Origin of the sequence: Flavobacterium sp. FlaQc-52, assembly GCF_044007495.1 — a bacterium.
In the GTDB taxonomy this organism is placed as follows: domain Bacteria; phylum Bacteroidota; class Bacteroidia; order Flavobacteriales; family Flavobacteriaceae; genus Flavobacterium; species Flavobacterium cupriresistens.
On sequence record NZ_JBIPCV010000001.1, the window covers coordinates 360435 to 383965 of the forward strand.

Sequence of the window (23531 nt, forward strand, 5' to 3'; positions counted from 1 at the left end):
TTTTTATAACCTCATTTTCTGTAATAAATTCACATTTATAATAATATGAAAATACAGCACACTTTTTATGTATCATTGAATATTTACAATGACATCAAATTTTTTAAAACAACTAAAACTGAAATATTGATCTATACCAACCAGAGCGGAGGGTGAAAAGTAAGATTAGAAGCTCTTAAAGGTTTCTTTTCAAATAAAGCAGAAGTGTTTTGTTTTGATTCAATAGCAGCAACAATATCAAAGCTGATTTCAGCAGTGCTTTGAACATAAACAAGCTCTAATTTATCTTTTAGGCTGTCCTGCATTTTTCTTTGGTTATCAGAATATTTTTTGATGCTTTTTTGAAGTTCACATCGACCATTACAGCTATTGAATACCAATTTGCGCTGTACACAAATAGTTTTGGCTATTTCTTTCTGATTGAGTTTGAATGAAGCATAAACGAACATGCTGCCAAATGATGGCGATAAAATTAAAATGGAAAGTGCTATAATAATTAACCTTTTCAATTGCTCATTTACTTGTTTATTGGCGCAAAAATACGTCATTTTTACATTTATTTTAATAAAACCTTTTGTTTTATTAAACAAAAAAACATTCTATACTCATTTACAAGGCTTTATTTTATTTTTAACTCTTTATAAATTTCAATTTTGCCGATAATATTAAAATCTAGTGTGTAGTCAATAGTTGATTCATAATTTTCATTCATCAAGATTATCATTTCAGCCTGATAAATCGAATTACCCAAATTCAACTTTGGATTTTTGGATAAAATAAGATAATAGGGCAATGCACTTTGAGATAATTCATTATTGATCAGCATATCAAATCCTTCTTTTCTGGTTTCTTCAACAAAATAAGAACCAGGAAAGTTAGGTTGATTCTTAGCTATAAAACTCTTAAAAAGTTCAAGGTCTGATTTGTTAAAAGAAAGCGCTTGTAAATTTAAATTGCTAAACTTATCAAGTTTAAACCATTTAATATTTACAATTAACTTTTTAGAATCTAAGTTGTATTTAAAATAAGCCAGCTGCGTATTTATAGTATACATGGATAATATTTCTAATTAAATTACTACAGGATAAGTTTATTGGTAATGCTCTACAATTGGACATGTAATCCTATTAACAGCTGATAAATAAAAATAAGACATTTTTTTAACAGTTGTTTTTATGCAATGGCTAATTTAGTGTGAATTGAAGTAAAAAAACAATCAAATTTAACATTTAGAACCATTCTAGTGAGTAGGAATAAACTTCCAGTAATAGCTTCATCGCTCTTTGTTTTTAAACAGCCTTTTATCTTTGTGCAGGTAAAACTTAAAAGTATTTTGGCAAGACTTAACTATTTACAACATTTCTAAACAACCAGTTACCTCAAAATATCATAAGAATATTAGTTATCTTTGAATTGTGAAAAAACACCTGTCCATATTATTTTTATCTGTTTATCTACTGTCTATAACTCAGTTGAGCGAACTCATAAAACTACCTATAATGGTAGAACATTATGTGGAACATAAAGAACAAAACCCTGGCTTAACTATTCTTGAGTTTCTATGCATTCACTATCAGGGACCAGATGTGTATGATGATGATTATGATAAGGATATGAAACTGCCTTTTAAATCACACACCAATATAAGTTCTATTGTATTTTATCCTTTAATACAAGAATACAAAACAATACAAAAAGTGAATTTTACGTATAAAAAACAAAATTTAGATACGTATTCTTTCTCCTATTCATCTATTTCCCTTTCCTCTATCTGGCAGCCGCCCAGAAACTGTTAATCGTTTTTTACTGGCTTAAAAACTTTCACGGCTAATGGCGTGTGTTTTTGCTATTCCTTATTTTTTTATAACGACGATTAACAAAACAAACTTATGCTTACTAAAATAATTGAGTTTTCCGTAAGGAATAAACTCATTGTAGGGCTTTTTATAATTGCCCTGATTGGCTATGGCTCATACGAGGCCACTCGCCTGCCTATTGATGCCGTTCCGGATATCACAAACAACCAGGTACAAATTATAACCATAGCACCTTCATTTGGCGCGACTGATATTGAGCGATTGGTCACTTTTCCTATAGAACAGGCCAATAGCAATATCTCTGGAATGAAAGAAATCCGAAGCTTTTCCAGATTTGGATTGTCACTGGTTACTATCGTTTTTGATGATGATGTTGATGTGTACTGGGCAAGACAGCAAGTTGCAGAACGCTTGCAGCAGGTACAAAATGAGATTCCACAAGGTATTGGTACCCCTACATTAGGGCCAATATCAACAGGACTTGGTGAAATTTATCAATATGTGGTTAAACCAAAAAAAGGGTATGAACAAAAATTCAATGTAACAGACTTAAGAACGATTCAGGACTGGATTGTCAGACGACAACTACTTGGTGTTAAAGGAGTGGCTGAAGTGAGCAGTTTTGGTGGTAAACTTAAGCAATATGAAATCAGCATTAGTCCTGATAAACTAAATGCTTATGGGATAACTATTAATGACGTCTTTGCAGCAGTTCAGGACAATAATCAAAACACAGGTGGTTCGTATATAGAAAAAGGACCAACCGTGCTTTATATCCGCAGCGAAGGCCTCATTGGCACTATTGCCGATATAGAGAATATCGCCATTGTCAATAAAAACAGTGACACTCCATTGTTTATAAGAGATGTAGCCCAGGTAAAAACGGGGTTTGCAACACGTTACGGCGCTATGTGCTATAATGACCAGGGCGAAGTTTCAGGAGCGATCGTCATGATGCTTAAAGGGGCGAATAGTAGTGAGGTGATTAAAAATGTAAAGGAAAAAATTGCCCAAATACAAAAAACACTACCTGAAGGTGTCGAAATTGAACCTTTTCTGGACCGAACAAAAATGGTCAATAATGCCATTGGTACAGTCGAGAAAAACTTACTTGAAGGAGCTTTAATTGTAGTGTTTGTTTTGGTACTGTTTCTGGGGAATTTCAGGGCAGGTTTACTCGTGGCATCGGTAATTCCGCTCGCGATGCTCTTTGCTATTTGCATGATGAATCTCTTTGGTGTAAGCGGGAATTTAATGAGTCTTGGAGCGCTCGATTTCGGATTAATTGTAGACGGTGCGGTCATAATTGTCGAAGCCATTATGCATCATCTCGCCAGTACTGCTAAACATAAGGAACACGCTTCACTTACTGCTGATCAAATGGATAAAACCGTTACAAGTTCAGCCAGTAAAATGATGAACAGTGCCGTATTCGGGCAAATCATCATATTGATCGTTTACCTGCCCATTTTTACCCTGCAGGGTATCGAAGGTAAAATGTTTAAACCTATGGCACAAACCGTTGCTTTTGCTTTGCTGGGCGCTTTTATTTTGTCTCTGACTTATATTCCGATGATGAGCGCTTTTTTTCTAAGTAAAAAAACAAAACACAAAGAAAATCTTTCAGACCGGGTAATGAAACGCCTTGAAAACAGCTATCAAAATAGACTAAAAAGGATACTTCGTTTTCCTAAAACCGTGTTGGGTTCTGTCTTACTGCTTTTTGTATTGGCGGTACTAACACTGACCACTCTGGGAGGCGAATTTATACCAGCGCTGGAAGAAGGTGATTTTGCAGTAGACACACGAGTGCTTACAGGCAGTAACTTAAATACCACTATAGAAAGTACCCAAAAAGCGGCACATATACTCAAAAGCCAGTTTCCGGAAGTATTAAAAGTAGTGACCAAAATAGGCAGCGGCGAAGTTCCTACAGATCCAATGCCAATGGAAGCCAGTGATATGATGGTAATTTTAAAAGATAAAAAAGAATGGACATCGGCTAGAACTTTTAATGAATTATCGGCTAAAATGAGCAAAGCCCTGGAAGATGTTCCCGGAATTACGACAGGATTTCAATTTCCGGTACAAATGCGCTTTAACGAACTCATGACAGGAGCCAGACAAGATGTTGTGCTTAAAATATTTGGAGAAAACTTAGATACATTAGCACTGACGGCAAACAAACTGGGCAAAATCATTAGCAAGGTAGAGGGAACTGCCAATTTATTCATAGAACCCGTTGCCGGTATGCCACAAGTAATTATATCGTATAACCGACCTGCAATTGCCCAACATCATTTATCAATAGGTGATATTAACAAAGTGATCAATACCGCTTTTGCAGGACAAAGCACGGGCTTAGTGTTTGAACAGGAAAAAAGGTTTGATCTGGTGGTGCGCCTGAACGCCAATGAAAGAAAAGATATCCAGGACATTCGAGATCTGCTCATTCCCTCATCAGACGGAAGTCAGATCCCTTTATCGCAACTTGCCAGGGTAGAAATTAAAAACGGTCCTAACCAAATACAGCGTGAGGACACAAAACGCAGAATTGTTGTAGGCTTTAACGTAAAAGGCAGAGATGTACAAAGTATCGTAAATGAATTACAGGCCAAAGTCGACAAAGAACTAAAATTGCCTACCGGATATTATGTTACTTATGGTGGTGCATTCGAGAATTTAAACCAGGCAAAAGACCGCCTTATGATTGCCGTTCCTGTTTCGCTGGTACTAATTTTTATTTTGCTCTTCTTCGCGTTCAATTCCGTTAAGCATGGACTGCTTATTTATAACGCAATTCCGTTATCTGCAATTGGGGGAATATTCTTCCTGGCCTTGCGCGGTATGCCTTTTAGCATTAGTGCCGGTGTAGGTTTTATTGCTTTGTTTGGAGTAGCTGTTTTAAACGGAATTGTACTAATCGCTGAATTTAACCGACTTAAAAATAACGGAATGAAAAATCTCGCTCAAATTGTTTTAACAGGAACAAAATCAAGACTTCGTCCTGTGTTAATGACTGCTTTTGTCGCTTCGTTGGGCTTTTTGCCAATGGCTTTAAGCAACGGCGCAGGTGCCGAGGTACAACGCCCTCTGGCAACAGTAGTAATAGGTGGTTTGTTAGTCGCTACCTTTTTGACCTTGTTTGTATTGCCCCTGCTCTATATCTTGTTTGAAAAAGGCTTTAAAATAAAAAGTTTAACTCAAAAAGCAGCGTTTGTTCTGGTTTTCTTTTCTGTTTTTTCAGCTGCACATGCACAGGAAAAAATAAGTCTTGAAACGGCATTAAAAATGGCAACTGAGAAAAACAATAGTATAAAAAACGAAAAACTGAGAACGGCTTACACGCAAGCACTTATTAAATCAGGATCTGATATTCCTAAAACAACCGTTTTTGCAGAAGCAGGACAAATAAATAGTGCTTATGATGATACGAGATTTGGTATTTCACAAACTATAGCATTTCCTACCATTTATAAAAAACAAAAACAGCTGTTATCAGAACAATGGAAAACTTCGGTATTAAGTACTACATTAAAAGAGCACGAAATAAAAAAGGCTGTAACACAAGTTTTTTATACCTTCCTTTATTATAAAGAAAAAGAAAAACTATTACAACAAGCAGATACACTTTTTAATGGCTTTTATGACAAAGCAAATCTTCGGTTGCAAAAAGGAGAAAGTAATATTCTGGAAAAAACTACTGCCGAAAACCAAAGAGCTGCCATTGCCATACAATTGATGCAGCTACAACAGGAGATGCAGACTACCTTATTAGAGCTTCAGGTACTTTTGAATTCAGAGAATACTGTTACTCCTTTAGAAAAAAGTCTCAAATGTCCTCTTGTTTCCATGAATGATGGAGTTGAGAATAATATTCTTTTAAAACTGTCGCAGCAACAAAAAAATAATGCTGCTGCACAAACGCAATTAGAAAAATCAAAATACTTGCCGGATCTTACTATAGGCTACTTCAATAATAGTTTTAAAGGTATGGGACCTGATAATAACTATTATCACGGAAGTAACCGCTTTAGCTCTGTACAGGCGGGACTGGGAATACCCATTTTTGCAGGAAGCCAGAGTGCCAAAATAAAAGCATCTAAAGTTGGAGAAAGCATTGCAGAAAATGAATATCAAATGCAATTACAACTTTTGCAGAATCGCTATAAACAATTAATGGCTGCTCATAAAAGCAATACCAAAATAACAGCATATTTTGAAGATACAGGCATGAAAAATGCCACGCTGATTAAAGAAACGGCTAATAAACAATTTAGTAACGGTGAAATTAATTTCCTGGATTTTGTAATGGTAATCAATCAGGCAATTGCCATACAAAGCAATTACCTAGAAGCTGTAAGAGCACTAAACGAGAGCAGTATAGAACTTAATTTTATCACTTCAAATTAACACTTAAATGAAAAATATATCCTTGTTTATAAGTATGCTTTTTATACTAAATGCATGCAAAAACACAACCGAAGAACAAACAGTAACAGAAAAACATGTAAACGAAAATAGTGTAATACTTACTGATGCGCAATTCAAAAATGCAAGTATCGCAACTGCCCAATTAACACAGAAAAATATTGCCACGGTTATAAAATTAAATGGAAAAATAGATGTTCCGCCACAAAATTTAGTATCTGTAAATGCTCCGCTTGGAGGATATTTGATAAACAGTAAACTCTTACCCGGAATGCAGGTAAAAAAAGGGGAAGTAATAGCTACCTTGCAAGATCAGCAATATGTTCAGTTACAGCAAGATTATCTGATGGCAAAATCTAAACTGCATTTTGCTGAGATGGAATTCGCACGTCAAAAAGATCTTAATCAATCTAAAGCCAGCAGTGATAAAACAACTCAATTAGCAGAATCTGAAGCAAGCAGCCTTCGTATAACAGTAAACGCTTTATCAGAAAAACTCAAACTGATTAATATCAATCCGAATCATTTGTCAGCCAATAAAATTTCTAAAAGTATAAGCATTTTGAGTACTATAACAGGTTTTGTAAGCAAGGTCAACATTAATATAGGCAAATATATCGCTCCGGGTGAAGTAATGTTTGAGCTGATAGATCCCAGCGACATTCACTTAAACCTTAACGTTTATGATACCAATATTGCACAGCTTGCCATAGGGCAAAAAGTGATTGCCTACAGTAATGCAGCGCCCAATAAAAAGTACGAATGCAAAATCATACTCATCAACAAAGACATTAACTCTAACGGAAACACAGAGGTACATTGCCATTTTGTAAAGTATGACAAATACCTTTTACCCGGCATGTACATGAATGCCGAAGTAGAAACAACATCGGGCTTAGCCAATGCATTACCTGAATTAAGTATTGTGACCTTTGAGAGTAAAGACTATGTTTTTACCCAAACCGGAAAGCAACAATATGAAATGACAGAAGTTACCGTGGGAGCCAAAGAAAACGGCTATTTGGAGATTTTAAACCCTGAAAAATTCAGAAATAAAAAAATTGTTACCAATGGAGCTTATACCCTACTTATGAAAATGAAAAATAAAGAAGAATAAAAATTAATAATTTAAAACAAAACATTATGAACGGAGCACATTATCACTTAGTATTGAACCACTTGCCTATTATCATACCCATTGTAGGTTTATTGGTACTCATTGGCGGATTTATAGTAAAATCTGAAATTGTAAAAAGAACGGCTTACTGTATTTTTATACTGGGAGCAATAACAGCATTTGCGGCAATAGCAACAGGCGAAGGCGCCGAGCATGTGGTAAAACAAATTGACGGAATCTCTAAAAGTTTAATCCATGAACATGAAGAAAAAGCAGAAGTATTTGCTCTACTATCCTATGTACTGGGCATAGGTTCGATAGTTGCTTTGTGGAGCAATTGGAAAAAGAAATCGTATGCTAATTATATTGCTTTAGCTATACTGGTATACTGTCTGGCAGTTTTATACTTTGGTCAGCAAACTGGCACTACAGGCGGAGAAATCAGACATTCTGAAATCAGGTAATATACTTTGATCATTTCATTAAAACAACTGTTTAAAAAAATTATAATCCACAGTGGTCTAAAAAATTTCTGCTGTGGATATCGTTAATAAAAAAGCTTTAAAAAGTTTCATTGAAACACTAACCAAAAATTGTATTCTAAAATTTAGAATCATTCTACAGATCTTAAACCATTCTTTTACAACAGGTTGATGTAATTTTATAATATGAAAAAAATATTTTAAATATGGGTATAATTAGAGATGATAGAAATCTCCACATTATTCTAAAAAAGGTTGACTTAGCTATACATAGGCTTAATGATCAAAAAATAAAAGCCTTTATTGAATTTTTAGGATTGAAAGACCGTGAGGATATCCCTAAGAATTTTCTTGATTGGGAAAACATTCTTGTTGTGGTGCCAAATCGCGAGATGTTAAATGAAATAAAAAAATATAAGGATTCGATATCCCGAATTTCATTTGTTACAAACACAAATGCAAAGCAGATTCATATTTATGATATCAATGACTGGAAAAGTGCTACACAAAACAAAACAGCATTACAAATAAGACAGTTTCTAAAAACTAATTTTGGAGGCGTTCCAAAAACCTCTGAAGATCCGGATTGGATTAAACTACTATAAATTAAAATTATGCACGTTGAAAACCATTATATCAATAGAAGCGGGTGGCTCAGGGCAGCTGTCCTGGGGGCAAACGACGGAATCTTATCCACTACCAGTTTAGCCATTGGTGTTGCGGCAGCGAGTGTAACCAGGGAGCCTATTTTACTGGCTGCCGTAGCAGGTTTAGTAGCCGGTGCACTTTCCATGGCAGCAGGTGAATATGTTTCGGTAAGTTCCCAGTCCGATGTAGAAATTGCAGATTTGAAAAGAGAAAAAATTGCTCTTGAAACCCTGCCGGAAGAAGAACTGGAAGAATTAACTGGCATTTATATTCAAAGAGGTTTAAATAAAGAACTGGCCAGACAGGTTGCTGTCGAATTAACGGCTCATGATGCGCTTGAAGCCCATGCGCGGGATGAACTCGGAATTAATGAAATCACACAGGCCAACCCGCTTACAGCAGCTTTTGCATCGGCCATATCCTTTATTATTGGTGGTTTATTGCCTCTTTTGGTGGCTATTTTTGCACCTATCAAAGAAATGGTATTTTATCAGTATGGTTTTTCGATACTCTTTTTAGCACTATCAGGAATACTGGCAGCAAAAGCCGGCGGATCACATACTTTAAAAGCTGTAGTGCGTATTTGTATCTGGGGCACTTTTGCCATGGTAATGTCAGCACTCGTGGGTTATATTTTTGGTGTTCAGACTGCTTAGGGAATAGTTTTTTTGATTTAAAATTTAATCGAATCTTAAGCAAGCAAAAAAAATAAGATACCCGACAATTCGTTATTTCGTATATACTTAAAACAACTCCGTAAAATGAAACTAATTACAATGTTCCTTTTAATGACAGTGCTTCCCATCAACTGGGAACCTGACTTTACTAATGCCAAAAAAGTGGCAAAGGAAAAGCACGAATTAATTCTATTGAACTTCTCCGGTTCAGACTGGTGCGGGCCTTGTATCGTGACGCGCAGAGACTATCTTGAAAGTCCGGCATTCACAGAGATGGCCAATGAGAATCTGGTACTGGTTAATGCTGATTTTCCAAGAAAAAAGAAAAACATAGGAACGCCCCAGCAGGTAAAGCGAAATGAAGATTTAGCCGAGATTTATAATAAAGAAGGAAGTTTCCCTTTAACCCTGCTTTTGGATGCTGATGGTAAAGTTCTTAAAACCTGGCACGGAAAACCGGAAACTACTCCTGAAGGGTGGACTGCCGAAATAAAAGCGATCTGTGATAGCAAAAAGTAACATACTAAAAAAACAAAAGTATTCCGAGTCCCTTAAACTCATGGGAAACAACTTTACTATTACTGTTGTGGCTGAAAATGAGCATATCGGAAATAAGAATATTAATCTTGCTATTGAAGAAATCAAACGCATCGAAAAACTTTTGACTACTTATAAAGAGGACAGCCAAACCAATCTCATTAATGAAAATGCGGGAATTAAACCTGTAAAAGTAGATCCTGAAGTTTTTCATCTTATTGAAAGATGCATTGGAATTTCAAGAATTACGCAAGGTGCCTTTGATATTTCTTATGGAAGTATCGACAAAAGTCTATGGAATTTTGATAAAAAAATGACTGAATTACCAGATGCCGAAACGGCTTTAAAAATGGTACATCTTATTGATTACAGAAATATCATTTTAGACCCGGAAAATACGACCGTATTTTTAAAAGAAAAAGGAATGCGAATTGGTTTTGGTGGTATCGGAAAAGGATATGCTGCTGAAATGGCAAAGCAAATACTTTTAAATCATAATGTTGAAAGCGGAATTATTAATGCCAGCGGCGATCTTTCGGCCTGGGGATTACAGCCCGACGGTAGAAAATGGACCATTGGCGTAGCAGATCCTGACGCTCCAAATGCTGCATTTTCATACATGGAAATTTCCAATAAAGCGGTGGCAACATCCGGGAATTATGAAAAGTTCGTAACTATTAAAGGCAAAAAATATTCGCATACCATTGACCCAAAAACAGGACTCCCGATAACCGGAATAAAAAGTGTGACCATTATGGCGTCAAACGCTGAATTTGCAGATGCAATGGCAACACCAATAGCGGTTATGGGGATTAAAGCAGGCTTGTTTTTAATAGATCAAATAGCAGATCTATATTGTATTATCATTGACGACAACAACAAAATTCACACTTCTAAAAACATTCGCCTAAAATGAAAAAGCCAAAACAAAAAGCGCTCGTACTATTCTGCAGCATTGCTTTTACGGGCATTCTACTCACCTCCTGCACATCTGTAAAAGAATACCAGAAAGGAAAAATCAACGATTCTGAAATGGTGCTTTCCAATAGAAAAATCGAAAAGACAGAACTCAGTTTTCAATCCTACCGTGAAGGAGCTTCCGGAGCAAATTCAGGAAAAAGCGGCGGCGGCTGTGGTTGTAATTAATTTTCATACGATCAAAAAATGAAAAGAATATTCATTACAGGATTTGCTTTACTGGCATTATTTCAGGTAAGAGCACAAAATGTCCCTACAGATTCCACAGCTTACAAAAGCAGAAAATTAAAACTAGAGGAGGTCAATCTGGTTTCCAGCTATTACAAGCAGGACGGAAACAATTCAGCTGTTACCGGGGGGATTGGTTCTGAGCATCTTACCGATATTGCCAATACCATTGATGTTAAATTGATAAAATATGGCGAAACCGGAATCAAGCATACTTTTGATATTGAAGCCGGTATTGATCATTATACTTCTGCCTCATCAGATATGATTGATTTGAGTGCCAATTCATCTGCATCCTCTTCAGACAACCGCTTCTACCCTTCTCTAACTTATCTGAGAGAAAACGAAGAAAAAGGAAGAACACTGGGAATTGGCGTTTCATCATCGACCGAATTTGATTACCAGTCTTTTGGAGGAAATATTAGTTTCTCGCAAAAAAACAGAGACAGAAACGGAGAATTTACCGCTAAATTCCAGACCTTTCTCGATCAGTTAAAGCTAATTGAACCCATTGAACTTCGTCCTCCCGGTCAGGAAGGTTACGGAAGTGCGAACCGAAATACTTTTGCAGGAACTTTAAGTTATTCTCAGGTTGTAAACAAAAATCTGCAGGTAATGCTTGTAGGTGATGTTATCAGCCAAAACGGATATTTAAGCCTTCCGTTTCACAGGGTTTATTTTGCAGACGGATCAGTGCATCAGGAAAAAATGCCCGATACAAGACTCAAAATTCCACTGGGAATCAGAGCCAGTTATTTTTTCGGAGATAATGTAATTATTCGTGCCTATTACAGATATTATTCAGATGATTGGAGCTTAAAAGCCCATACTGCTGATCTTGAAATTCCGGTGAAATTAACGCAGGCGTATTCAGTGAGTCCGTTTTACAGATATTATACCCAGACAGGAACGAAGTATTTTAAACCCTACGGAGAACATACGGCAGCCGATGAATACTACACCAGCAACTATGATTTGTCTAAGTTTGACAGCAGTTTCTTTGGAATGGGAATGAAATTTACTCCTCTTAATGGAATTTTTGGTCTTAAACACTGGAATACCTTAGAGATACGTTATGGACATTATACAAGGACTACTAATATGACATCTGATATTATAAGTATCAACATTAAATACAAATAGTTAAAAACTTAATTCAAAATTACATTGATTAAAAAACCACCAAAGTCGTTTTGACGATGGTGGTTTATAATTTTAGATAAATTAGGAAATTGGAAGGGATACCTTTCTTACCATAAAAAGCTAAGACGATTTTAATGCTACTCTCATATAAAAAAAATAAAGTTAGAAACAAATTTACATCAATCCCCAACAGGACATCCAAACCAAATTCGTAAAGCCACTGAAAGTCATGCCCTACCAGTAGTAAGCCAATCTCTTCAAATCTTCCATAAAATTTATAGAAATTTGTCCCGTTGCGGTCACTACAAAGCCAAATGGCGCCAATTGAAGACAATTGGCGCCATTTTTTTATTTTGACCACTAAAGAAATTACCTTTAAATCATTTTTCCGTTTAAATAAGATAACTTAACAGCATTCGAAAACATTGAATGAGTTAAAACAAAGACTAACATTTTTCTAAATTTTGCTGAACTAATTTTCAAGGTCTAATTATAAAAGACAATTTACAAAGTGGTCTATAATCTTACAAACCACTCTCCTACTTGTACCTAATTAATTACGGATCAACTGAGTCCAAAATTGTTTACTTTTTTCCACAGGTTTGTCAAATTATGTGCACTACTCATAGTTCCCATTTGCCCATTTTTTAGAAGGTGCAATCCATCCGTCTGAGGCTTTATATAAAAAGCCATGCTTAAGATTAGTATATAACTCTACTTCCTTAAAATGATTTACTTTAAGTTTAGAAGTTTCTTTTCTTCTAATAGCTGAAACGCCCAATACATCTGATTGTTCGTATATAGTTAGAATGTTTCCACAAAAATTAATATCAGGCCATTCTTCAATATCGACATCCCTGAAACATCCGATAAAAACAAAATTCACCTCTGGATTTGCCAGATAAGTTGATACGTATTGTGCAATGTACCCCCCTTTCGAAGTTCCTATTACGGTTATTTTTTCTGGCGAAACACCTTTTTTTAGTAATCCTTTAATTTGTTTGACTACCTTTTTTGCATATTTATGAACATCAGTATCTTTCTTTCTAATTTCGCTGAAAACAATAAAATTATCCTTTCTATAGGAATCTAAAATTTCATTGTATTCTGCTTTTCCATATTCAGGATGTGCTACACTAAGATCATTTTGTTCAATAAAACCATTATGAAAAAAGAAAATATAACGTTGGTCACTGGCAATTGCTTTTTCTTGGCTAAAACCAGTACAACCAAAAAACATAATAAGTAAAAAGGTAAAGAATAACTTTGGTAATTGTTTCATAGGTAAGTTTTGTTTAATTTGTTTTATAAAATCTTTTTATTAAAATTCGTAACTACATCATATCTGGTATTTTTTGAAATTTTTATTTTTGCAAAATCGGTATCAGCAGCAGTTTTATTTCTTATGCTGTTTGAACAACCATTCCGGTAATGTTTCTCCTAAAATCGTAGTGGTAAATACATTATCGTGGGTTGTTCCCTTTAATTTCCAAAAACGGATATTAGCGCTCATTTCTTTATAAAATTGCTCATCACTGCTGATCGGGTTTTCTGTGTCATCAAGACCATGAATAAGCCAAATGGGAATTGTTTTCAGCTTTTCTGTTTTATCAAACTGCGGTATGCCAGAAATACTAATTCCTGCTGCAAAAAGATCCGGTCTTGATGCCAATGAATTAATTGCAGTCGAACCGCCCATAGAATATCCAACTGCGTAAATTCTTTTACTGTCAATATTTAAATTTGATTTTAGCGAGTCTATAAGCTGCATTACTGAATTTAGGGAAGCTCTAGGTTTTGAATACAGCAGATTTCTTTTATTGTCGGTTTCATAGTCTGAAGACCGCTCAGAGAATTGCGGCGCTAAAACATATGCTGGATATTTATTTTGTATTTCTGCACTTGCAAATAGTTTTGGTAAAACCCCCAATTGAGAACTATTATCAGTTCCAATGGGCCTTCCGGAACCATGATACACGATTACTAATGGGAATGATTTACTTGTTTTTTGCTGTTTGGGTTTATATAAACGGTACTTTAGACCTACTTGCTCTCTACTTACAAAATTTACCGTATCGAAAGTCTCATTGTTTAAACTCCTGATTTTAGAAAACTCATCTTTCGATAAAGCTGTGCCGGTAGCATTTTCAATAGTACTTTCTCCGAATTGTTCTTTATTTGTCGAACAGCCTATTAATAAAATTGTAGAAATGAATAAAATAAAAAAGTTCTTTGCCATTGTGTTTTTTTATGAGGTTGTCTTATTGTGGAATATTCTTAATGTTTTTTAAATAATTCGATAGTATAATCTAATAATTTTTGATTACCATATTGTCCGTGCCCTGGAATCAAGTATTTAATATTGGGATATGATTTTTTTATTTTTGCTACCGTATTTGACCATTCATTTTCATTTGCATCTGCAAGGTTGCCTTTGGTGGCATCCATCTCTTTTATTAAACAGCCTCCGAATAATATTTCTTCATCAGGAAAATATCCAACAGTATTATCACGTGTATGACCTTCTCCAAAAAATTTTGCTATGACTTTCTTGTTTCCAACTTTTATTACAAGCGAATCCGTAAAACCATTTTGTGGTAAATTTTCGTTTCGTTCTTTTGCAAATTCAATGGTTTTAAAATTAGCATATGACTGAATTCCGGCTTGTTCAAATGCTTTCAACCCACCCAGATTATCAATATGAAAATGGGTTGGCACAACAGCGTTTATCTTGCAGTTCAGTTTTTCCTTCACCCATGTAATCAATTTCGCAGAGGAAAGACTGTCGGATGTTGTATCAAAGATAATTGCTTCACCACTGTTTCTAACTATCATTCCATTGCAAGGCACTTTCCCGGAACTCTTTGTTTGCAGAAAAGATTTATGTTCAAATGCATTTTCAGTTAATTGCGTTATGACAAAATCTCCTGATTTATAAACCACTTTAGGCAAATAAGTATCAGCTGATAGATTTCCATTTTGTTTTCTAACAACTGATGTTGAATTGCAGCTTAAAAATAGAAGTGATATTCCAAGAAATGGTAATCTACAAATTTGATTCATATTTGTTCTTAAGATTATTGATTGTAAAAGTTGTCTCGTGTCATATCTAAGTTTTATTTTAAAAGCTGACTGTTTTTTATAATTTTTCTAATTTGATGTTCAAAATAGTAGGCAATCTCAAAATTTTCGTTCGCCTGATTCTCCATAACAATAATACTTGTATCTGTTTTAGGATAATATAAATTGACCGCTGTAAATCCTTCACTTGGATGAAAGCCTGTATGTCCAAATTCAAGTATATTTTCTTTATCATTTATGCGTAATCCGTAACCATACCCAATTGGTTTATCACTAAAAAGTGTATGGGTATTGGTTATTGAATAACCGGTCATCATTTTATAAGTAGTTGACTTTAGTAATTTACCGTTGTGTAAACATTCATTCCATTTTGCCAGATCTTGTGCCGATACAATTAAATGACTTCCCCAATAATGATCAGTTGTAAAGCTTATTTTATCAAATTGACTTATCGTTCCATCTTTCTTTATTAAGTGCCCTTTCGTCAAAAATTGGCTGCTGGTTTCATTCGGATAATAGCTGTTCCTCATTTTGCATGCTTTGAATAGCGCTGTTACTAATGTTTCAAACTTTTTCCCGCTTTGCTTTTCCAAAACCAATCCAGCCACATAATAACCAACGTTTGAATAATTAAAGGCCGTTCCAGGCTTAAACTTTAGGGGTTTGTCCAAACTTTCGCTGTACAAACCCGAAGTGTTATTCAGCAGCTGATGAACGGTAACCGTATCTGCCCAGGAATATTTAAAATCTGGCAAATATTTACGAATAGGTGTTTGCAAATCAATCGTTCCTTTTTCTACTTGCTGTAAAATAAGTGTTGCTGTAAATTGTTTTGCCAACGACATTGTAGAGAATTTATCGTCGACTTTCAGCAAAGTTTTTTTATTGAAATCGTCAAATCCAAACGCTTTTGCATATTTTAATTTTCCGTTTTGTTGAATAAAAACCACTCCGTTAAAATCTCTTGGATTTTTGGTTTTCAGTAAACTGTCGATTTTTGTTGAGTAATTGTCTTTTTGCTGTGCCGATAAGTTGCAACTTGCAAATAAAATGATGATTGCAAAAAATGCAAGCTTGAAATTTTGTTTCATTTTTTTTTCGCTATAAGATTACGAAAGTAGTCTTATCACGACACCGAAAATTGTAAAAATGTAAAGTCTATATGTAAAGCCAAATATTTTTTTTGTCTATATCTATTTTTTTAAAGAAAGATAGAGGACTTACCTTGGTAAGGTCTTTAAAATCTTTTATCATATGAGATTGATCATAAAATAGATTGTCATATGTAAGCTGTGTCAGTTTTTTTGTGTCCTTCTTTTTTTCAATTGTCGATCTGAAACGATAGATTTTTCTATATTCAGAACAGGGTTTTCCGACTGTTTTTGTGAATAGAGTATTAAGATGCTGTCTTGACATATGATGCTTTGAAGCAATGTCTGAAATTTTCAGATCTGATTCTATATCAAGTAAAATTTCCTCTACCAATTGCTGGTCTTTTTGTACAAATTTAGAAAGCCAGTATTCTTCAAGCAGATCTATTTGGAGTGTTCTATCCTTCAGTTCCAATATACCCTTCATTTTTTCATAAAAATCATCAAAGGGATTGAAGTTGATTGCCGTTTTCTGCTCGAAAAGCAGATAAGCTTTATCAATAAAATGATTGATGCCCGATGGCTTAAAATAAAATGGTGATTTCTGGTACGGGATCTTTATATAGAATTTCAATTGGTCTTGTATAACGAGCCAGAAAATCTGCTATTATCTCGCTTTCAGCGGAATGCGTTATGATAATTTGGTTATCATCAGTCATAATCTGACTGCCGATTGCTACAGAAAGAATAAAAAAATTATTTGGAAAAGTGAGGTAGTGAAATGGTTGATGAGAATCATCAGGAGTCATAAAATAGTAACCTTCCATATATTTTTTAAGAATGCTATTTTTAGGTTGGTGAAAAACTATTTTCATTAACTTGCTATTATAATTTCGAAGAGTTGTTTTAATTACTATTGGTTCAATGAGATTGTTATCGACTTTAGTCTGTGAAAAAACTTCTGTTGCTTAAAACAAAGATAATAAACTGCTAATATTAAAACAGGATTTTTCGTATTTTTTAGGAAAGTAACATATTCGAATGATTAACCCTGATATTTTTACCACAAAAATTACGAAAGACTTATCTAACCAAAAAAAATCAAATAGCTTTATTCTTAAATCCGAAACAGTAATTCATAGAGACAATGAAAGACAATTCTACGTTAACTATAATAATCTGTTCAAATTCTTCATAATATTTGTAGAATTGTATATCAGTTTACCGCCATAAACCAATTGAGTTCTTATATTTTTTGCATCAATCCCCAACAGGACATCTAAACCAAATTTACCAAGCCAATGGAAGACAGAAACTACATATAGTAAGCCAAAAGCTTCAAATCATCCAAAAATGATGTTGAAATTTGTCCTGTTCCTGTCACAGCTGAAAAGCCCATTTTTAACGAAATGGGCTTTTTTTTGTATTTTTCCAATCGAATTTAATGGTTTTTTACTTCCAAAAACGTTGTGAATTAAACCTAACAGGTTTTTAAAACCTGTTAGGTTTGGGTCTACAATTAAATATTTTTGATATAAATAAAACAAAAATAGTCAACCTATATCACAACTAGACAAATAAAAAAAGCACTGAAAACCAATCATTTTCAGTGCTTTTTCTATTCTGTGTAATTTACTTCTGTTATTTCAGTTGAGTAGTATTTACTCTTGTTGGCGTATCTTTTCCACTAATAATCGAAGAAGAACTTAATGCAATTGATTTTATTATTTGGGTCATGTTATCAATATCTAACGTTTCAAATTCATCATCGGCTGTGTGGTACGTTAGCTCATTATCCATTTTTGAAGTAGAAATGGTATGAGCAGGAACTCCAAGCTTGGCTAACGTAGCGTTGTCTGAGCGGTAAAATAATTGTTGTTCCGGATAAGGATCTGAATAAAATGTAAAACTTGATCCTTTTAAATTAGTTTGCAAAATCTCTCCCATATTCGACTTTTCGTAGCCTGTAATGTAAGCTGAGTTTTTACCCCATTTAGATTCTGTTCCGATCATTTCAATATTAAACATCGCAATCACTTTTTCCGGTGCAAGCTGTTTAGAAAAATATTTGGCTCCATAACCACCTATTTCTTCAGCTGTAAATGTGGTAAAAATAATAGTACGTTCGTTGTTATTTTGTTTTTTAAAATATTTAGCAAGCATAATTACTGCGGTTGTTCCAGCAGCATCATCATTAGCGCCATTATAAATAGAATCTGTTGCAGGATGTGGAGCACCTTCTTGGGGAGAGCCTATTCCTAAATGATCATAATGCCCTGAAAAAATCACATACTCATTTGGTTTAGTTTTTCCCGGTAATATTCCAACAACATTATTCAATGTTTTTTTTGAGATTACATTCGTTAATTCAACAGAGAAAGTGGTCGCTTCTGTGGTGCCAAAAACAAACATAATTGTATTGTTTCCGGGATTAGAATTTACTCGATCAATATGTTGAATATTTGGTAAAACACTATCAAATGAAGGGTCAACTAGTACCAAAAGATTTTTCGAACTTTTATAATATTCATTAAATTTATCCCCAATGTTATCCCCTTTATTGATTTTTACAATAGAAATATCGCTTTTTTCAGTTAAAGAAACTTGAGGAAGGTACGAGAATATTGCAACTTGATTATTATTTATTTCTTTGCCATCAATAGTAATTTTTGAAGAAACTCCTTTAGAGACCGTTATTGAAAATTCTTGTCTATAATTTGTTGCTGTATTGAAAGTTTTCAAACCAATTTCTTTAAACTCTGATTCTATAAAAGCAGATGCTTTCTCAATACCGGGAGTAAAAGTTCTTCTACCCTGCATATCATCAGCCGAAAGTATTTTCTCTATACGAGTTACTTCCTTGGTCGTAATAATTTTATCAATCGATTGTCCATGTATATTAAAACATTGACTTAGAACAAACATACTTACAATAATTTTTTTCATATTTTACTTTTATAAATAACATTTTAATTAAACCAAAATTACGTTAATTATTTGCGAAACTTAGCGCTCGTAGAAGTTTTTAAATGAAAAAACTGACGACATTGCTAAATTTATTACGTGAACAATTTAAAAACGTTAAACAGAAAAGTTTAGTTTTTTTTAACGACGTAAAATTCCATAAGCAAAAAGAAGAAGCCGTTTCAATACTAACTTGAGACGGCTTCTTCTTTTTGTGGCTTTTTTTGCTTTTATAACGGATAACCTAAAGAAAATCTATGTTGAATTTTTCATAATATAGTATTTTAAAATTCGAATACCGGATAATTTATTCCGTTACAGCAACAATCTTATCCCTTTTCTTTATTTTCTCAACGCCTCTTTCTCTCATTAGTTCTACTGCATCTAACATTTTGATTAAATGAATATAGGGCGTCGTCAGGTCAGAATCCGAATCTCCGGGATGCGGAGACAATGAAAGCTCCAGGATTTGACATAGAAATAATTCAAATTCTTCCAGTGTTTTTTCATCAAATGCTTTTTGAAATACAATAAAGGGATTATCGTATTCTTCTTTCGTGAGAGAAGAAAGATGGGAAACCGTTTCACAGCGCAAAGATTCTTTCACTTTTCGTTTTTTGCTTTTCTCATGCAGACAATAGCAGACTTTGACAAAGGAGCTCAAAACGGTATACAAAACAAAAACATCAGAAGGATTGTCCTCTCTGTAGATTTTTGTTTTATAGCTGTAAATTACCGCTTCATTTAAACTCTGTTTATAATAATCCAGATCTGCAAAATCAAAAAAAGCGTTAATTGCCTTAAGGGGATTTCCTGCCGCATATCCCGCCCAAAAGCTGGTTTCGAAGGATGATTTCTTCTTTTTCATATTCAATAGATTTAAAAATTAAGAAGTGAAGTTCGATTCATTCAAAAGGATAATCTATTCGAAAATTGGATATAATATCTGGTAAAAAGGATGTTTTACAGGATATTTTTTTATCTTTGAAATTCAGGGTTTTTAATCCAATTGGCTTTATCTTTGAGCTTTTAGAAAAATTAATATTCGTTATGGAACAGAAAATACATCAGGGAAGAAACATAAAACGTTTCAGAGAAATGCTTAACATAAAGCAAGAAGCATTGGCTTATGATCTGGGAGAAGACTGGAACCAAAAGAAAATTTCTATGCTGGAGCAGAAAGATGTAATTGAAGACAATTTGTTGAAACAAATTTCAGCTGTATTAAAAATTCCTGTTGAAGCTTTTCAAAATTTTGATGAGGAACAGGCGATTAATATTATTTCTAATACTTTTGATAATGGAGCTTTTTTAAATACAGGTCATACTGCAACATTTAATGTTAATCCTATTGACAAATTGATCCAACTTCATGAAGAAAAGATTGCCTTGTACGAGCGTATGTTGAAGGAGAAAGATGAAATGATGGTGAGGCTTGAGAAATTGATTAATAAGTAATTATAAAGATATATTAAAACTATAAAGAGACTCGAAAGTCTCTTTATAGTTTTGAAATTATTGGTTCAATTTATCCTCTGATCAAGCTTACGGGTGCGAAGTCAGGATACATTCGTTACAGTTTTCCAAAAAGAACTCTTCCGATAGAGGAAGTATTATATTTATACTCTTTCCATATCAAATTCTGTATCTGAAATTTTAGTTTTATAAATAGTGATTTTCTTTTTTACCGCAAAAGCTCTTATTTTAGTTTCTATATCTTTGTCTATATTAATTCCTAGTATAATTTCAGAAATTGCACTATGTGGCACTTTAAAAAGGTGAATACTATTAGGGATTTTATGAATTGTCTTTTCCGATAAGTTAAATGTTGAAATCACTCTAACTTCTTCTTCATATCTCCAGTCAACACTTTTGGTTAAAAATGGTTCAAAACTTAGTTCTGGTTCCGTTAAAGTTATTGGAATTTTAACTCTCCTTTCAGAATAGACAACATCCTTAGTATTTCGGGAGTATTTTTTATCCTCACTTAAATAATCTTTGAAAAAATCATGGTTAGAATCAAATCCAACACAAAAACCTTTATGTGAGTTTGTATAATGTGCCCACATCAAAGAGTTATTCCAATTTTTAGTTAAAGATAATATTCCGACTTCATTATTTATCTCTTGATAAGCTTGTTCGAAAAGATTTTCTATAAATTCATCATTAAATTTTTGTACACCAAATTCTTCAAACTTTTGGTTACCATTAGATATCATTTGCGTTAACAATCTTATGGCATCAGTAAATTCACCTTTCTTTGGTTTCTGTGGCAAACATTCAAAAGGATCGTTCAAATCTTCCGGTTGAGTAAATCGCAACAATTCATTTTCGAAATAACTATTTCTGTCGAAAGGTAAATACTTGTATAATATCATAGTTAGGTTTTGTTTATTGAAAGTAAAGTATTAGTAACGTTGCTTTTTTAATCGATATAAGCCTTTCTGCAAATTCCTTGATAGCTCTTCTGTCTTCCGTTATCGCTATGTTTTCTTCATTATATTGAGCTTCAATCGTTCACCTGTATGACCCATTAATTACCCCGCTATACGAAGTGCTCTTCTTTACGCTGCGCAAATATCTCTGACTTTGCGTCATTTTAAGCAAATATAATTGAAAAACAGAGATTTCATAAAGTCTATAACTTTAAAACTAATTTTCTTAGAGTATTTCTCTTGAATCTAAAAAATCCATGACAATAATAAGAACTAACCGTAAAAAGTCGGGAGATTTCTATCAAGTTTATAATTTCTAAGGAACAAAAAAATTGCGCAAAGTCAGAGATATTCGCGCAGCTTTTAATTAAAACACTTCGGAGTGAGGTATTTGATAGAAGCAAAAGGGAAGCAGTTGGAATAGTATGGATGAAGAGCATTAAGATAAAAAGCAGACAGCTTGGGAGTAAATTCCAAGAGCTAGACGCTGAACCTGCGAAGTATTGTAAAGGATACGAGTCAAAAATACTTAATGACAACTATTGCTTTACAGCTAAAAAGATTTAGTATATTATTCTTATATTCGCTTAAAAATCTTACTAATAGCAAAAAGCCTTCTATAAATGCCGTATTGGTGGCATTTTTATGGCTGGTGTAAATTAGTTTGCAGTAACTTTAAAAAAATAACTAAATGAATGATGAATATTTCAATAATGTAAAAAAGCAAATGAAATTGTTTGAAGAAACAGATAAATTAAATTCAAATATTAATATTACTGACGCTTCTACAACCATAAACAATATATTTCAGAGTTTTAATATTCAAGACAGAATTTCATCTAATGATATTGAATTTAGTAATTCTTTTTTATGGAATAAGCCTTACATAGTTTGGGACAAAAAACTTGATAGTAATATTATTCTCAGAAAACTAAAATTAAGTGAAATTATTTTTGATCATTACTATCCAAAACCAACTGAAACAACTTTCTATCATTTTACAACTTATGCTAACTTCATTAGCATCATTAAAAACCAAGAATTATGGTTATTTAACTTAGCAAAGAGATTTCAAGAAGGTGAATTCAGACTTTTTTACATAGATCACGGAATAACAGGATATCAAACAAATAGAGATTATAATGGTGAAATAATGGAAAAATCTTTAATGAAGCAAACTTTTTATACGTCCTTTGCTAAATCATCTACCATTAGACTTGAAGACGAAGAAAGTTTATGGAATTCATTTGGAGAAGGAGGACTTGGCGTAAGGCTTGAGTTTGAAATAAATCCAAAATATGCCGACTTCAGGAATGTATTTTATAAACAAGATGGCGTTCCTAAGACTGATTTACTGATAAACAAAATAACATCAGAAGTACAAAGTAAATACAATAGAAATTTTACTTTGTCAGGTATTTCAAAAATTGGTGGATTTTATTTGCAAGGTGACTTTGACACGGAAAATGAAACAAGACTTCTAATTAAAGAATCTACCGATGATTACAAATTCAATTTTACTAAACACAACTACGGTGAGCAAGGTGATATTAAATTTATAAAGCTAAAACTATTTGATAACTCTTTCGCTGACTTTAAAATAAAATCTATTCAACCAGGCAATTATATAAATGATAATCGAATAGAGAAACTTTTAGAACAATATCCATTACCAGAAAAACCTAAAATTATGGAGAAGGCTGACTTCTAAAAACAAAAAAGCTACTGTTAGGAGCCGTTACAAGAGATTTGGTCATTTGACTGAATTTAAAAATGTTTTTGTACTTGGAAATTTGTGCATAATGAAAAAACTTGCATCTTTAATACCAAACCTCTTGTAGCGCTAGGACGTTGGCAGCAAGACTAAAACCAAGCAAGGAGATTTAATAAATTAAAAACAAC

Annotated in this window: 23 protein-coding genes; 12 read left to right on the forward strand and 11 right to left on the reverse strand. The window is 33.7% G+C overall.

Going from position 1 to position 23531, the window contains the following annotated elements; translation table 11 throughout:
• Positions 1 to 131 precede the first annotated feature (131 nt).
• Together ACHRV5_RS01595 and ACHRV5_RS01600 are read right to left on the reverse strand one after the other, a co-directional pair.
• Positions 132 to 548, reverse strand: coding sequence for a hypothetical protein (locus ACHRV5_RS01595; protein ID WP_395425514.1), 417 nt, complete (start codon positions 546 to 548; stop codon positions 132 to 134).
• 71 nt (positions 549 to 619) lie between these two features.
• Complete coding sequence (locus ACHRV5_RS01600; RefSeq protein WP_395425515.1) at positions 620 to 1054, reverse strand: hypothetical protein; 435 nt, start codon at positions 1052 to 1054, stop codon at positions 620 to 622.
• Between the two features lie 445 nt (positions 1055 to 1499).
• Here ACHRV5_RS01600 and ACHRV5_RS01605 point away from each other — a divergent pair, with 445 nt between their 5' ends.
• From ACHRV5_RS01605 to ACHRV5_RS01650, 10 genes are all read left to right on the forward strand, one after another.
• Positions 1500 to 1796, forward strand: a complete 297-nt coding sequence (locus tag ACHRV5_RS01605) for a hypothetical protein (protein ID WP_395425516.1) — start codon at positions 1500 to 1502, stop codon at positions 1794 to 1796.
• Between the two features lie 93 nt (positions 1797 to 1889).
• Positions 1890 to 6230 (forward strand): CusA/CzcA family heavy metal efflux RND transporter, encoded by a 4341-nt coding sequence (locus ACHRV5_RS01610; protein WP_395425517.1) that lies wholly within the window; start codon positions 1890 to 1892, stop codon positions 6228 to 6230.
• A gap of 7 nt (positions 6231 to 6237) precedes the next feature.
• The gene (locus tag ACHRV5_RS01615) at positions 6238 to 7365 is read left to right on the forward strand and encodes an efflux RND transporter periplasmic adaptor subunit (RefSeq protein WP_395425518.1); all 1128 of its coding nucleotides are present in this window, start codon (positions 6238 to 6240) and stop codon (positions 7363 to 7365) included.
• A 26-nt stretch (positions 7366 to 7391) separates the two neighbouring features.
• Positions 7392 to 7829: a hypothetical protein gene (locus ACHRV5_RS01620; protein ID WP_395425519.1), complete on the forward strand. Its 438-nt coding sequence runs from the start codon at positions 7392 to 7394 to the stop codon at positions 7827 to 7829.
• A 224-nt stretch (positions 7830 to 8053) separates the two neighbouring features.
• On the forward strand, positions 8054 to 8452 hold the full coding sequence (locus ACHRV5_RS01625; RefSeq protein ID WP_395425520.1) for a hypothetical protein: 399 nt from the start codon (positions 8054 to 8056) through the stop codon (positions 8450 to 8452).
• Positions 8453 to 8461: 9 nt separating this feature from the next.
• Positions 8462 to 9151 (forward strand): VIT family protein, encoded by a 690-nt coding sequence (locus tag ACHRV5_RS01630; RefSeq protein ID WP_395425521.1) that lies wholly within the window; start codon positions 8462 to 8464, stop codon positions 9149 to 9151.
• A 105-nt stretch (positions 9152 to 9256) separates the two neighbouring features.
• Positions 9257 to 9691: a thioredoxin family protein gene (locus ACHRV5_RS01635; RefSeq protein ID WP_395425522.1), complete on the forward strand. Its 435-nt coding sequence runs from the start codon at positions 9257 to 9259 to the stop codon at positions 9689 to 9691.
• A 40-nt stretch (positions 9692 to 9731) separates the two neighbouring features.
• Complete coding sequence (locus ACHRV5_RS01640; RefSeq protein ID WP_395425523.1) at positions 9732 to 10625, forward strand: FAD:protein FMN transferase; 894 nt, start codon at positions 9732 to 9734, stop codon at positions 10623 to 10625.
• Positions 10622 to 10855: a DUF4266 domain-containing protein gene (locus ACHRV5_RS01645; RefSeq protein WP_072965097.1), complete on the forward strand. Its 234-nt coding sequence runs from the start codon at positions 10622 to 10624 to the stop codon at positions 10853 to 10855. The genes ACHRV5_RS01640 and ACHRV5_RS01645 overlap by 4 nt, the downstream gene beginning before the upstream one ends.
• Before the next feature lie 18 nt (positions 10856 to 10873).
• Positions 10874 to 12058, forward strand: a complete 1185-nt coding sequence (locus ACHRV5_RS01650; RefSeq protein WP_395425524.1) for a DUF3570 domain-containing protein — start codon at positions 10874 to 10876, stop codon at positions 12056 to 12058.
• Between the two features lie 619 nt (positions 12059 to 12677).
• Here the strand turns inward: ACHRV5_RS01650 and ACHRV5_RS01655 are convergent.
• The 8 genes from ACHRV5_RS01655 to ACHRV5_RS01690 form a co-directional block, all read right to left on the reverse strand.
• A complete protein-coding gene (locus ACHRV5_RS01655; protein WP_395425525.1) occupies positions 12678 to 13340 on the reverse strand; it encodes a dienelactone hydrolase family protein in 663 nt (220 codons plus the stop codon).
• A 114-nt stretch (positions 13341 to 13454) separates the two neighbouring features.
• The gene (locus ACHRV5_RS01660) at positions 13455 to 14297 is read right to left on the reverse strand and encodes a prolyl oligopeptidase family serine peptidase (protein ID WP_395425526.1); all 843 of its coding nucleotides are present in this window, start codon (positions 14295 to 14297) and stop codon (positions 13455 to 13457) included.
• A 38-nt stretch (positions 14298 to 14335) separates the two neighbouring features.
• Positions 14336 to 15121 carry a subclass B1 metallo-beta-lactamase gene (bla, locus tag ACHRV5_RS01665; RefSeq protein ID WP_395425527.1) on the reverse strand — a complete coding sequence of 262 codons (786 nt, stop codon included), beginning with the start codon at positions 15119 to 15121 and terminating at the stop codon, positions 14336 to 14338.
• 53 nt (positions 15122 to 15174) lie between these two features.
• Complete coding sequence (locus ACHRV5_RS01670) at positions 15175 to 16230, reverse strand: serine hydrolase domain-containing protein (RefSeq protein ID WP_395425528.1); 1056 nt, start codon at positions 16228 to 16230, stop codon at positions 15175 to 15177.
• Between the two features lie 67 nt (positions 16231 to 16297).
• The gene (locus tag ACHRV5_RS01675) at positions 16298 to 16864 is read right to left on the reverse strand and encodes a helix-turn-helix domain-containing protein (protein WP_395425529.1); all 567 of its coding nucleotides are present in this window, start codon (positions 16862 to 16864) and stop codon (positions 16298 to 16300) included.
• The gene (locus ACHRV5_RS01680) at positions 16815 to 17105 is read right to left on the reverse strand and encodes a hypothetical protein (RefSeq protein ID WP_395425530.1); all 291 of its coding nucleotides are present in this window, start codon (positions 17103 to 17105) and stop codon (positions 16815 to 16817) included. The genes ACHRV5_RS01675 and ACHRV5_RS01680 overlap by 50 nt, the downstream gene beginning before the upstream one ends.
• A gap of 766 nt (positions 17106 to 17871) precedes the next feature.
• On the reverse strand, positions 17872 to 19176 hold the full coding sequence (locus ACHRV5_RS01685; protein WP_395425531.1) for a M20/M25/M40 family metallo-hydrolase: 1305 nt from the start codon (positions 19174 to 19176) through the stop codon (positions 17872 to 17874).
• Positions 19177 to 19501: 325 nt separating this feature from the next.
• Positions 19502 to 20062 (reverse strand): hypothetical protein, encoded by a 561-nt coding sequence (locus tag ACHRV5_RS01690; RefSeq protein ID WP_395425532.1) that lies wholly within the window; start codon positions 20060 to 20062, stop codon positions 19502 to 19504.
• Between the two features lie 182 nt (positions 20063 to 20244).
• Between ACHRV5_RS01690 and ACHRV5_RS01695 the strand changes: the two genes are divergently transcribed.
• The gene (locus ACHRV5_RS01695) at positions 20245 to 20652 is read left to right on the forward strand and encodes an XRE family transcriptional regulator (protein ID WP_395425533.1); all 408 of its coding nucleotides are present in this window, start codon (positions 20245 to 20247) and stop codon (positions 20650 to 20652) included.
• A gap of 161 nt (positions 20653 to 20813) precedes the next feature.
• Here the strand turns inward: ACHRV5_RS01695 and ACHRV5_RS01700 are convergent, their stop codons facing one another.
• Positions 20814 to 21572 (reverse strand): DUF2971 domain-containing protein, encoded by a 759-nt coding sequence (locus ACHRV5_RS01700; protein ID WP_395425534.1) that lies wholly within the window; start codon positions 21570 to 21572, stop codon positions 20814 to 20816.
• A gap of 748 nt (positions 21573 to 22320) precedes the next feature.
• Between ACHRV5_RS01700 and ACHRV5_RS01705 the strand changes: the two genes are divergently transcribed.
• Positions 22321 to 23340 carry a hypothetical protein gene (locus ACHRV5_RS01705; RefSeq protein WP_395425535.1) on the forward strand — a complete coding sequence of 340 codons (1020 nt, stop codon included), beginning with the start codon at positions 22321 to 22323 and terminating at the stop codon, positions 23338 to 23340.
• The last annotated feature ends 191 nt before the right edge of the window (positions 23341 to 23531 follow it).

Bases quoted from the DNA above. Each gene is read 5' to 3' on its own strand.
- ACHRV5_RS01595 (WP_395425514.1), bottom strand. From the start codon at position 548: ATGACGTATTTTTGCGCCAATAAACAAGTAAATGAGCAATTGAAAAGG.
- ACHRV5_RS01600 (WP_395425515.1), bottom strand. From the start codon at position 1,054: ATGTATACTATAAATACGCAGCTGGCTTATTTTAAATACAACTTAGAT.
- ACHRV5_RS01605 (WP_395425516.1), top strand. From the start codon at position 1,500: ATGGTAGAACATTATGTGGAACATAAAGAACAAAACCCTGGCTTAACT.
- ACHRV5_RS01610 (WP_395425517.1), top strand. From the start codon at position 1,890: ATGCTTACTAAAATAATTGAGTTTTCCGTAAGGAATAAACTCATTGTA.
- ACHRV5_RS01615 (WP_395425518.1), top strand. From the start codon at position 6,238: ATGAAAAATATATCCTTGTTTATAAGTATGCTTTTTATACTAAATGCA.
- ACHRV5_RS01620 (WP_395425519.1), top strand. From the start codon at position 7,392: ATGAACGGAGCACATTATCACTTAGTATTGAACCACTTGCCTATTATC.
- ACHRV5_RS01625 (WP_395425520.1), top strand. From the start codon at position 8,054: ATGGGTATAATTAGAGATGATAGAAATCTCCACATTATTCTAAAAAAG.
- ACHRV5_RS01630 (WP_395425521.1), top strand. From the start codon at position 8,462: ATGCACGTTGAAAACCATTATATCAATAGAAGCGGGTGGCTCAGGGCA.
- ACHRV5_RS01635 (WP_395425522.1), top strand. From the start codon at position 9,257: ATGAAACTAATTACAATGTTCCTTTTAATGACAGTGCTTCCCATCAAC.
- ACHRV5_RS01640 (WP_395425523.1), top strand. From the start codon at position 9,732: ATGGGAAACAACTTTACTATTACTGTTGTGGCTGAAAATGAGCATATC.
- ACHRV5_RS01645 (WP_072965097.1), top strand. From the start codon at position 10,622: ATGAAAAAGCCAAAACAAAAAGCGCTCGTACTATTCTGCAGCATTGCT.
- ACHRV5_RS01650 (WP_395425524.1), top strand. From the start codon at position 10,874: ATGAAAAGAATATTCATTACAGGATTTGCTTTACTGGCATTATTTCAG.
- ACHRV5_RS01655 (WP_395425525.1), bottom strand. From the start codon at position 13,340: ATGAAACAATTACCAAAGTTATTCTTTACCTTTTTACTTATTATGTTT.
- ACHRV5_RS01660 (WP_395425526.1), bottom strand. From the start codon at position 14,297: ATGGCAAAGAACTTTTTTATTTTATTCATTTCTACAATTTTATTAATA.
- bla (WP_395425527.1), bottom strand. From the start codon at position 15,121: ATGAATCAAATTTGTAGATTACCATTTCTTGGAATATCACTTCTATTT.
- ACHRV5_RS01670 (WP_395425528.1), bottom strand. From the start codon at position 16,230: ATGAAACAAAATTTCAAGCTTGCATTTTTTGCAATCATCATTTTATTT.
- ACHRV5_RS01680 (WP_395425530.1), bottom strand. From the start codon at position 17,105: ATGAAAATAGTTTTTCACCAACCTAAAAATAGCATTCTTAAAAAATAT.
- ACHRV5_RS01685 (WP_395425531.1), bottom strand. From the start codon at position 19,176: ATGAAAAAAATTATTGTAAGTATGTTTGTTCTAAGTCAATGTTTTAAT.
- ACHRV5_RS01690 (WP_395425532.1), bottom strand. From the start codon at position 20,062: ATGAAAAAGAAGAAATCATCCTTCGAAACCAGCTTTTGGGCGGGATAT.
- ACHRV5_RS01695 (WP_395425533.1), top strand. From the start codon at position 20,245: ATGGAACAGAAAATACATCAGGGAAGAAACATAAAACGTTTCAGAGAA.
- ACHRV5_RS01700 (WP_395425534.1), bottom strand. From the start codon at position 21,572: ATGATATTATACAAGTATTTACCTTTCGACAGAAATAGTTATTTCGAA.
- ACHRV5_RS01705 (WP_395425535.1), top strand. From the start codon at position 22,321: ATGAATGATGAATATTTCAATAATGTAAAAAAGCAAATGAAATTGTTT.